Origin of the sequence: Dokdonella sp., from assembly GCF_039926425.1 — a bacterium.
In the GTDB taxonomy this organism is placed as follows: Bacteria; Pseudomonadota; Gammaproteobacteria; order Xanthomonadales; family Rhodanobacteraceae; genus Dokdonella_A.
Genome location: NZ_JBDSWZ010000021.1, coordinates 1 through 10,679, shown reverse-complemented (window position 1 = coordinate 10,679; position 10,679 = coordinate 1). Strand labels below are relative to the sequence as shown.

General features: G+C 63.5%; 9 protein-coding genes and 1 pseudogene. 1 reads left to right on the top strand and 9 read right to left on the bottom strand.

What is annotated here, in order from left to right; genetic code table 11:
* From ABIV12_RS01185 to ABIV12_RS01150, 8 genes and pseudogenes are all read right to left on the bottom strand, one after another.
* Positions 1–123 (bottom strand): annotated as a pseudogene (locus ABIV12_RS01185) (UDP-2,3-diacylglucosamine diphosphatase); the annotation flags it as partial.
* A 79-nt stretch (positions 124–202) separates the two neighbouring features.
* On the bottom strand, positions 203–883 hold the full coding sequence (locus ABIV12_RS01180; protein WP_348055390.1) for a peptidylprolyl isomerase: 681 nt from the start codon (positions 881–883) through the stop codon (positions 203–205).
* 112 nt (positions 884–995) lie between these two features.
* Entirely contained in the window at positions 996–2,528 is a 1,533-nt protein-coding gene (locus tag ABIV12_RS01175) for a Ppx/GppA phosphatase family protein (RefSeq protein WP_348055388.1), read from the bottom strand.
* Between the two features lie 92 nt (positions 2,529–2,620).
* Positions 2,621–4,699 (bottom strand): polyphosphate kinase 1, encoded by a 2,079-nt coding sequence (gene ppk1, locus ABIV12_RS01170; protein ID WP_348055386.1) that lies wholly within the window; start codon positions 4,697–4,699, stop codon positions 2,621–2,623.
* A gap of 22 nt (positions 4,700–4,721) precedes the next feature.
* Positions 4,722–5,663, bottom strand: coding sequence for a phosphate ABC transporter substrate-binding protein (locus tag ABIV12_RS01165; protein WP_348055384.1), 942 nt, complete (start codon positions 5,661–5,663; stop codon positions 4,722–4,724).
* Positions 5,660–6,973 carry a phosphate regulon sensor histidine kinase PhoR gene (gene phoR, locus ABIV12_RS01160; protein ID WP_348055382.1) on the bottom strand — a complete coding sequence of 438 codons (1,314 nt, stop codon included), beginning with the start codon at positions 6,971–6,973 and terminating at the stop codon, positions 5,660–5,662. Before phoR ends, ABIV12_RS01165 begins: the two co-directional genes overlap by 4 nt.
* Positions 6,974–7,091: 118 nt before the next feature.
* The gene (gene phoB, locus ABIV12_RS01155; protein WP_348055380.1) at positions 7,092–7,781 is read right to left on the bottom strand and encodes a phosphate regulon transcriptional regulator PhoB; all 690 of its coding nucleotides are present in this window, start codon (positions 7,779–7,781) and stop codon (positions 7,092–7,094) included.
* 172 nt (positions 7,782–7,953) lie between these two features.
* Positions 7,954–9,687, bottom strand: coding sequence for a M48 family metalloprotease (locus ABIV12_RS01150; protein ID WP_348055378.1), 1,734 nt, complete (start codon positions 9,685–9,687; stop codon positions 7,954–7,956).
* 195 nt (positions 9,688–9,882) lie between these two features.
* Between ABIV12_RS01150 and grxC the strand changes: the two genes are divergently transcribed.
* Positions 9,883–10,146 (top strand): glutaredoxin 3, encoded by a 264-nt coding sequence (gene grxC / locus ABIV12_RS01145; protein WP_348055376.1) that lies wholly within the window; start codon positions 9,883–9,885, stop codon positions 10,144–10,146.
* A 137-nt stretch (positions 10,147–10,283) separates the two neighbouring features.
* Here the strand turns inward: grxC and ABIV12_RS01140 are convergent.
* Positions 10,284–10,679, bottom strand: a 396-nt coding sequence (locus tag ABIV12_RS01140; RefSeq protein WP_348055374.1) for a hypothetical protein, incomplete at its 5' end; no start/stop codon positions are given.

The window sequence follows — 10,679 nt, the reverse complement described above, 5'->3', positions numbered from 1 at the left end:
ATCGCCGAGAATGTACAGCGCGCTCGCGTTGACTGCCTCGTTTCGCACGAACTCGACGAACAGCCGCGTGATGTGCGGGCGGCTGGCGTCGAGGTGAAGGTCGGAAATGAAAAGCGTCGTCATGGTTCGCGCAGGCTGTGGCGAAGATCCGGCAAAGAGGCATCCGATGCCGGATATCCGACGCGTGGACGATTTCAGCCGGTTACGGCAACAACGTCATCTTCTGGATCGACACCAGCGTCGTTGGCACGTCGCTGCGGAACGGACCCTGCGCACCGGTCGGAACCGCGCGAATCTTCTCGACGACGTCCATGCCGCTGATGACCTTGCCAAACACGGCATACCCTGGATTCGCATCGCTCGCGTAGTCGAGGCGGGCGTTGTCGACGGTGTTGATGAAGAACTGCGCGGTTGCGGAGTTCGGATCGCCTGTGCGGGCCATCGCGAGCGTGCCTTTCATATTGCTGAGGCCGTTCTTCGATTCAATGGCGATCGGGGCACGCGTCTTCTTCTGCGTGAGGTCCTTGGTGAATCCGCCGCCCTGGATCATGAAGCCGGCGATCACCCGGTGGAAGATGGTGTCGTCGTAGAACCCGCTTTTCACGTAGGCCAGAAAGTTTTCGACCGATTTTGGCGACTTGTCGGGATACAGCTCGACCGTGATTTCACCCATGCTGGTTTTGATCAGGACTTTGGGAGCGGCGGCGGTCGCTTCCGCGCCCTCCGCTTTCACCGCGGCCTTCGGCGCAGGTTTCGCGACTGCTGGTTTGGCGGGTGTCTTCGCGGCCGCTTTCGGCGCCGCGGTTTTCGGAGCCGGAGTGTCCTGGGCCAAGGCAAAGGCCGGTACGGTGAGAGCAATAGCAAGCAACAGGGATTTCAACATGGAGATCTCCGCGAAGGATTGAAAATGCGACCGCGCATGATAGGCGCATGCGCTGCCGACGTCATGCGTGTGTGTGCCGCGGTGACGGCGCACTCGGGCGCAATGTCACGATTCACGCGGTTGCGGTCTCCGTGGCGCGAACCTGCAGTTTCAGGTCGAGATTCTTGAAGGAGTTCCGTTCCTGCTCGAGGTCGGCGCGGGTCAGCGGGTGCTGGTCCAGCCAGAGGGCAGGGAGTTCGAGACGCAATGTCCTGTCATCGGCAACGAGCGTCAACGGGGGCAACGGATCGGTCGTGCGGCCCCTTTGCAGCAGCGCTGCCAGACGCAGCAGTGCGGTGAGTCGACGGGTGGGTCGCCGCATCCGCTCGGGCAGTGCTTCGATCGTGTCGCGATCGGGCTTTCGGCGATGCGATCGGATGATCGCTGCAAGCGCAAGCTGGCCTTGCCGGCTGAAACCGGCGAGGTCGGAGTGGGCGACGATATAGGCACCGTGGATGTGATGGAGGCTGTGCGCAATCGCGAGGCCGATTTCGTGGATGTCGGCACTCCATCCAAGCAAGTCGCGTTCGAGCGCGCCGAGCTGCCAGGCATCGGCCACCTGCTCGAACAGCTCGATCGCAGCGTAGTGCACGCGCGCGGCTTGTGCGCGCTCCACCGCGTAGCGTGAGGCCAACGCAGCGATGCTGCCCGCGCGTGGGTCGCCGTGCATCGCGCGGCCGACCATGTCGTACAGCAATCCCTCCCGCATTGCGGTCTCGCACACGCCCATGTGGTCGAGCGAGAACGTGGTGAAGATCGCTTCGAGAATGGCCACGCCCCCGGCGATCACCTGGGCCCGCTCTTCGGCGAGGCCTGCGAGACGCAGGTTGTCGACGCTGCCCGCTGCGAGGATCGCGTCGCGCAGTCGCACCAGGGAAGTGGCGCTGATGCCGTTGTCGCTCCAGCCATTCGCCTGCACGATGTTCCCGATGGCCTTGGCGGTGCCGGACGAGCCGATCGCCTCGCCCCATCCGCGCGCACGATAGTCGGCCGCGAACTGTTGCAGTTCGAGCTCCATCTCCGTCTGCGCCTGCCGCCAGCGCGCCTGGGTGAACGTGCCATCCTCGAAAAACCGCAAGGTGCTGGCGATGCAACCCATCTGGACACTTTCGGTTTCCAGAGCGTCGTACCCTTGGCCGATGATGAATTCGGTACTGCCGCCGCCGATATCGACCACCAGCCTGCGCTGGCTGGATTTCGCCAGGTCGTGCGCGACTCCGAGGTAGATCAGGCGCGCTTCCTCGCGACCCGCAACGACCTCGATCGGATGGCCGAGCGCGGTTTCCGCCGGCAGCAGAAATGCTTGCGGATGCGCGAGGCGGCGAACGCTGTTCGTGGCAACGGCGCGTACGCGTTCGGGTGGAAGTGAGCGAAGACGCTGTCCGAAACGCGCAAGACATTCGAGTGCGCGCTTGCGCCGCTCCGCGTCGAGGCTGCCATCGGGGCGAAGGCCCATCGCCATCCGCACGCTGTCGCGCAGCCGGTCGATCAGGCGCAGGCTGCCATGCTCGTAGCGAGCGACGACCAGATGGAAACTGTTCGAGCCGAGATCGACCGCGGCGAGCAGTTCACCATCGCGCATCTCGGTGGGACTCACTTCACTCACATCGTGTGTCCGCCGTGGGATGCCCGATTGTCGCACGAGTCCTGGATCGGGCCGCTGCCCAGAACGTCCAAGCGGGAATCCATGCGCCGCAGCTACTGCGTGTACTTCGCGAGCAGCGCCTGCTGGGCCGAATGCGGCGCGTCTTCGCCCGGCGTCAGGCGCGTATAGCTGCCGCCCGCGTCGAGCTGCCACGCGTGCGTGTTGTCGGCCAGATAGTTGGCAAGGGATTCGTCGTAGACCCGCCGCGCGAGTTCGGGATCGCGGATCGGAAAGCAGGTCTCGATGCGCCGCAGCAGATTGCGTTCCATCCAGTCTGCGCTCGAGCAATAGATTTCCGGCGTGTCGTCGTTCTGGAACCAGTACACGCGACTGTGTTCGAGGAAGCGGCCGACGATCGAGCGCACGCGAATGTTGTCGGACACCCCCGGGATGCCGGGACGCAGCGTGCATGCAGCACGCACGATCAGATCGACCTGCACGCCCGCCTGCGACGCGCGATACAACACTTCGACCACGCTTTCTTCGTTGATCGCATTCATCTTGGCGATGATGCGGGCTGGCTTGCCTTCGCGCGCGTGCGAAATCTCACGTTCGATCTTTTCCATCAGGCCCTTGTAGAGCGTGAAGGGCGAGTGCAGCAGCCATTTTGTCTGGATGATCGGCCCGAGGCCGGACATCTGCAGGAACAGCAAATGTGCGTCCTCGCCGATTTCCGGGTTGGCGGTCATCAGGCCGAAGTCGGTGTAGATGCGCGACGTGACCTGGTGGTAGTTGCCGGTCGACAGATGCACGTAGCGGTGCAACGCGCCCCGTTCTCGCCGGACGATCAACAACATTTTCGCGTGCGTCTTGAAGCCGACCACACCGTAGACGACTTGCACGCCCGCTTCCTGCAGACGGTTGGCGAGCCGCAGGTTCGCTTCCTCGTCGAACCTTGCACGCAGCTCGACCACGACCGTCACGTCCTTGCCTTGCCGCGCGGCATCGATCAGATGGTCGACGAGCGGCGAATCGTTGCCGACGCGGTACAGCGTCTGCTTGATCGCAAGCACGTCGGGATCCGCGCTCGCCTCGCGCACCAGTTCGATCACTGCACTGAAGGATTCGAACGGATGATGCAGCAGGATGTCGCGCTCGCGGATTGCGTCGAACAGGCTCACTTCCTCGATGATTGCCGGAAGGATGCGCTGCACGAACGGCGGAAACTTCAGGTCGGGTCGATCGATCTGGTCATAGATCGAGTTGATGCGACTGACGTTGACCGGGCCTTCGCAGCGATAGACATCGGTGTCGGTGAGTTCGAAGTTGTGCATCAGCATGCCGGCAATCGCCTTCGGGCAATTGTCGGCCACCTCCAGACGCACGCCTTTCGCATAGCCGCGCCCCTTGAGCTCGTCGCGCAGCGCAAGCGCGATGTTCTCCACTTCGTCTTCGTCGACGACCAGCTCGCTGTTGCGCGTGACGCGGAACTGGTAGGAACCCTGCACCTGCATTCCCGGAAACAGCTCGTCCATGAATTCGTGCAGGATGCTCGACAGGAACACGAAGTCGTAGGGAGATTCCGCGACCTCTGCCGGAATGCGGATGATGCGCGGGAGCGAGCGCGGCGCGCGCACCAGCGCCATGTGACCTTCGCGACCGAATGCATCGCGGCCCTTCAGCACGACGGCGAGATTGAGGCTCTTGTTGAGGATGCGCGGAAACGGGTGCGCCGGATCGAGCCCGAGGGGCGAGAGCACCGGAAGAATCTCGTTGCGGAAATACCCACGCAGCCACCCGCGCTGCTTCGGAGTCCAGAGGTCGCGTCGGGAAAAACGCACTCCCTCACGCTCGAGTTCGGGCAGCAGCGTCGCATTCCAGAAGTCGTACTGCGCCTTCACCAGGGTGAGTGTCCGTTCGCGGATGCGCGTGAGGATCTCGCCGGTCGCCATCGCATCGGCGCCCTGGCGCGTCTCGCCACGACTCAACTGCTGTCGAAGGATCGCGACGCGCACCTCGAAGAATTCATCGAGGTTCGAGCACGAGATGCACAGATAGCGCATGCGCTCGAGCAGCGGCATGGTCGGGTCTTCCGCTTGCGCGATCACCCGGAAGTTGAACTCGAGCTGGGCCAGTTCGCGGTTGAGATAAAGGCCCGGTTCTTTCAGGTTTTGCACCGCTTCACGATTCATCGTGCGAGTCCGTGTCGAGAGTTCAATCGATGAGGGCGTACTGTGCCGCACGCTCGCCGGCGATCAGCGGGACGAACCCTTCCTGTCGCACGAGCGTCTGGCCTTCTTCGGACAGGGCGTATTCGACAAATGCTTTCGGCAGGTCTGCAAGCACGTGGCCGGGTCGGCGGTTGATGTAGAAGTACAGCTCCCGTGTCAGAGGGTAGCTGCCATTCGTGACGCTTTGAGCATCCGCCAGGATGCCGTCGTCGCGTTGCGCACGCGCGAGCGCGAGGGGTTTCACCAGGCCGTTGACATAGCCGATGGAAGCGTAGCCGATTGCCGCGCGGTTGCGCGCAACGGTGCCGACGATGGCCCCGTTGCCAGGCCAGGCAATGACCGCGGGTCTGAACTCTCCGTCGCACAAGGCGGACTCGCGAACGACTTCGTGCGTTCCCGAACTGGCATCGCGACCGACCGCGAGGATCGAAAGGCTCGCCAACCCGCTGCGCGCGTCCGCGTCCGCGTCGAGATCTGCCCAGCGATCGATCGGTTTCGGTGCGCCGCATCGACGGTGCGTCGAATAAATCGCATCCAGTTCCGCGATCGTGATGCGACGAATCGGATTGTCGGGATGGACGAACACGACAACTGCATCGCGCGCGATGACGATACGCGTCGGTTCGTATCCGTATCGATCGCGGAAGTCGGCAGTCTCGCGTTCGTTCATCGCACGGCTCATCGAGCCGATGTCCGTTGCGCCTTCGTTGAGCGCGAGCGGCGCGCTGCCGGAACCTGCCGCCTGCACCTGGATGCGCGCCAGTGGGTGTCGCGCGTGGAATGCCGTCGCCCAGCGCGTGACCAGTGCGCTGACGCTGTCGGATCCGACGCAGGTGAGGCTGCCGGACAGCTCGCCTGCGCTCGATGCGCGCGGCAAAGCTGCGATCAGCAACGTCGCCGTCACGATCACGCAGCACCACTTCATGAGGACGCTACCAGGGATGCGGGCTCGAGCAGATGCCGAGCATCGAACACGCACGTGAACGTGCTGCCGATATTCGGCTCGCTGCGGATGTCCAGATGTGCGTGATGGATCTGCAACACGTGCTTGACGATCGACAAGCCAAGGCCCGTGCCACCGCTTTCGCGCGAGCGGCTCGTCGAGACGCGATAGAACCGCTCGGTCAGGCGCGGGATGTGCTGTGAAGGAATGCCTTGGCCGGTATCGGTCACCGACAATCGTGCGCCGCCCGAATCGCTTTCCCACCGCAACGTGATTCGGCCACCTGCCGGCGTGTAGCGCACGGCGTTCGTGACGAGGTTGGAGAACGCACTGTGCAGATCCTTTGCCGATCCGGAGAGATCATGTGGGCCGAGCAGTTCGGTGATGATTTCGTGCTGGCCATGGCTCAGCGCCGTCGCTTCCCGCCGCAGGGCTTCGAGCAACGAGCGAAGACTGATGCGTTCGAGCAACAGTTCGTTCTGTGCTTCAAGGCGCGACAGTGTCAGAAGATCTTCGACGATCTGCGTCATGCGGCGCGACTGGATGCGCAGCTCATGCAGGATCGGCTCGTATTCCGGAAACTGGTCCGGCTCGATCATGTCGAGATAGCCGTGCACCACGGTCAGCGGCGTGCGCAACTCGTGCGACACGTTGGCGACGAAGTCACGGCGCACCTGTTCCAGCCGCATCAGCGGGCTGACGTCGCGCGCAACGAGCAGCGCCCGATTTTCGGCATAGCGGATCAGGCGCACGTTCAGCCGAACGGCTTCGTCGACCGGCGAAGCGAGATCGGCCAACGCATCGACGGTGTCCAGCCGCAACCAGTCGGCGAAGCGCGGCGCGCGCACGAGGTTGGTCAGATGGCCACCGATGTCCTGCGGATATTTCAGTCCGAGCAACTGGCCGGCAGCGCTGTTGAACCACTGGATGCGCCGGTCGAGATCGAGCGCAACGACCGCATCCGGCATGGCCGCGGCGGCATCGCGGAACGCGTGAAGCTGGCGAAGAAGGCGTCGCTTGTCATCACTGGCTGCGCGCTGGCGGCGACGCACGAGGTTCTGGATTTCGTCCCAGACTCCGTGGCCGTTGGACGCCGGCACGCGCCTGCGGCTGGTCAGCAATTCGCCGAATCGCAAGAGCCGGAACAAACCGATGGCCAGTGCAGCGGTCGCAAACACCAGCAGGCTTTCAAGCAGCGCATGCAGCCATGCGCCCGCAGCGACGGCGACCAGAAACAGCGCGCCCATGCGCCAAGCGCTGGATCGCCACGCACGACTCAGGCGCGAAGGCATCGCGGAGATCCGGTCGCAAACAAAGCCAACACGCAAGACGCCAACGCATCAGGTCCAGGCGCCGGTGTTCCGAAGGCCGATGCAGCGTTGACGGCCAATGGCGCGATGCGACGGTGACTCACACGCTGGTCGAAAATCGATAACCGGCGCCTCGCACCGTCTGCACCAGCGCGTCGCGGCTGTAGGGTTCGAGGGTCTTTCGAAGCCGCCGGATATGCACGTCGACCGTTCGTTCCTCCACGTACACTCCGCCTCCCCACACGTGGTCGAGCAGCTGGCTGCGCGTGTAGACGCGTTCGGCGTGCGTCATGAAGAAATGGAGGAGTCGATACTCGGTCGGGCCGATGTGCACCGGCTGGTCGCCACAGAACACGCGATGCGCGGCGCTGTCGATGCGCAGGCCGCCGAGGTCGACGACGCCCTCCGCATCCTCGCCATGCGTTCGCCGGATCACCGCGCGGATGCGCGCCAGAAGCTCGCGGGTCGAGAACGGCTTGACCACGTAGTCGTCGACGCCCGCATCGAGGCCGCCGACGCGGTCGGTTTCCTCGCCCCGCGCGGTCAGCATGATGATCGGCACCTCGCGCGTCAGTTCGTCCTTGCGCAGACGGCGGGCGAGGTCGATGCCGCTCATGCCCGGCAGCATCCAGTCGAGCAGGATCAGATCCGGAACGCGCTCGCCGATTGCAGTCTGCGCGGCACGCGCATCCGCGGCATGCATCGCCTCCATGCCTGCCTTGCGCAACGCAAATGCGACCATGTCTCGAATCGCGGTTTCGTCTTCGACGATGAGGATGTGCTTTTGCACGCTGTCACCCGGGTTGAGCGCGGAGGTGCGCTTTATGACGAGGGTATTGCAGCGATATTGTGTTACGGGAGAATGACAGAAGCGACAATAATCGTCTTTCCACCACCCGAAGGCGCCGATGACGCCGCGTGGAGCGTTTCAAGACGATGACGGTCTGGGGATGAAGCCTCGCTCAACGCGCCCTGCAGCACGAAAACGCGGGTGCGATTGAATCCGGGGTCGGGGCGTCACGCTTGCGCATGGCGAGCACGGTCGGCGTCAACTGCGTGATCCGCGCGTCAATTCTGCTGCGCTGGTAATAGGTGAGGTCCGACTCCTTCGAGAGCCGCTTGAGCTGATTGAGTGCATCCTCGGCGTGGCCGGTCAGAAACGCGGCCTCGGCGTATGCTTCGGCAGCGCGGATCTTGTCGCCTGCGAGCTCGTTGGCGCGACCGTAACTCTTCTGCAGGTCCGGATCGTCCGCGTGCCGTTCGACCATCGGTCGAAGCAGTTCAAGTGCACGCCGCGCACTTTTCAGCTCGCCCTTGGCAAGCAGCGCGTCGGAGTATGTGAGCGTGACGGCGCGATTGCCGGGAAAGTCGCCGCTGAGCTGTTCGAAGCGTTTCAGCGCGCCGGCCTTGTCGCCCCCCAGGTCCTCGGCGTGCGCGAGAGCAAGCCCGAATACCGGCGAACTGGGTTGGTTGTCCGACAGCTTCTTCAGCTCTTTGGCGGCAAGCGTCGGCTGGCGCGTTTCGATCAGGGCCAGCGCGTAGCCGTAGCGATTGGCGGGTGTATCGAACGCAGGGTCGTCACGGAGATTGTCGGCATAGTAGCCGCGCATCGCCGGCATTGATTGTGCGCTCAGAACGCGGGCACGTTCGCGCATCAGTTCGAAGTAGCCCGCTGTTTCTGGATGTCTGAAGCATGCCGTCACGGACACGGGCGGCAGGGTTTTCCCGTCGGCCGGCGTTGCGCCGATCGAGGTGACGGCCGCTGCACTTGCCGCGTTGGCGGACGCGTCGTCGAGCGGCAATGCCGCCGCTTCGGCCACGCCTCTCGCGGGAACCCGCAAATCGAGTGCGCCGGATAGCAGCGTCGTGTGTGTCGCCGCCAACCGCGGCGTCGAAGGGCAACCCAACTGTGCCGCGCGTGCTTTCGCGTCAGCGATGCGTTTGGTATCGAGAGGGTGGTCGAGCAGGAATTCCGGGACGTCGACCCCGTTCACGCGCATTACTTTCTGCAGCGTCTGGAACGCGCCAGCCATTGCCGATGGATCGAAACTCGCCCGTGCCAGCGTGTCGATGCCGACCCGATCCGCTTCCGCTTCCTCGCTGCGCGTGAAGTTGATCTGCCGCTGCTGGATCAGCGATGTTCCGGTCATCATCGCTGCGGCGGCGGTGTCATCCCGGCTGTGCGACGCGGCGATCATCACGCCGAGCATGCCGAGCATGATCGGAATCGACATCTTCTTCGTGTCTTCGAACGCGCGCAGAATGTGTTGCTGCTCGACATGCGAGATTTCGTGCGCCATCACACCGGCGAGTTCGTCTTCGCTCTGCATCGCGGTGATCAGCCCCGCGTTGGCGGCGACAAAGCCCCCGGGCGCCGCGAACGCGTTGATCTGCGGATCGCGAACGATGAAGAAGTCAAACGACATGTCCGGATGATCGCTGGCCGCGACCAGTTTGAAGCCGAGCGCGTTGATGTAATCGGTGAGCAGCGCGTCGTCGAGGACCATTCCGTACGCGCGCATCTCCTGCAGCATTTCCGCGCCGTAGTCGTGCAAATCCTGCGGCGACAGGATCGCCGCCGCCGAGCTGCCGATGTCGGGCAGTCTCACGTCGGGCTCGCGTGCCGTGGCAAGACTCACGATCAGCGATGCCGCGAGAACACACATGCGATGGGAAAACGGGCTTCTACGTACCATCACGGATACCGGAATCGAAGGACTGCCAACCACATCAGCGCGCGACTGCAACGCTGGCCACTGCGGACGATACGGCACCTGGCATTCAATTTCCGCTACCCGGCGTGGTTTCACTCCGGTGACGCGGGATACGGCTTGCAACCGATCAGAATGCGCCGCAATCTTGCGATTCAATGGCCACTGGAACCCAAGTCAATGCACAAGGTCCTGATCTTCTCGACGGCGATTTGTCCGTACTGCGTGTCGGCAAAGAATTTCCTGAAACAGCGCGGGCTCGATTATGAGGAAGTACGCGTGGACCTGGATCTCTCACGGCGCGAGGAAATGCTGACCCGGAGCGGCGGACGGCGCACCGTGCCGCAGATTTTCATCAATGAAACGCATGTCGGCGGTTTCGATGATCTGGTTGCCGCCGAGCGGAGCGGACGTCTGCGTGAACTGGTCGAGTCCGGGCCCTGAACGAACACGCGGGCGACATTGCGCCACATCGCGCGCGCTTCAACCGCGGCATTCTGGTCAGTACCGTCAACGCGTTCGAGGCTCGCTTGCGCCGCCGACAGCCTCCAGTGAGCGCAATCACGCGATCACCCGGCTTCTCAACGCGGCACGCGCACCAGCTTGACGCGACCGCCACTGATTCCACCCCCGCCGCTCAGGTGGTCGATTCCGATCTGGTCGAAATCGGCGATCGGCGATCCGGCCGCTGACAGCGTGCACAATTCGGGCTGATGGCTGAGCGTTCCGACACGGCAATCAAGCGCCGCGTCACTCCTCTCATCCGTGAGATGGAAGCTTTCCGAATCGCGGCTGGTCGGTTCGCCGAAATCGAAGATCCGTGGAGTTCCTTCGTCATCCGGAACGAGTATCCATTGCCCGCTCCACGTGCTTCCAAGGGAGCCAGTCGAGAATACGGAACGCGCAAGAATCATCGGACGCACATGCAGAGCGCGGTTGCTCGCTGTTCCGATCAGCCAGGCGCGGGCGCGCGTGGG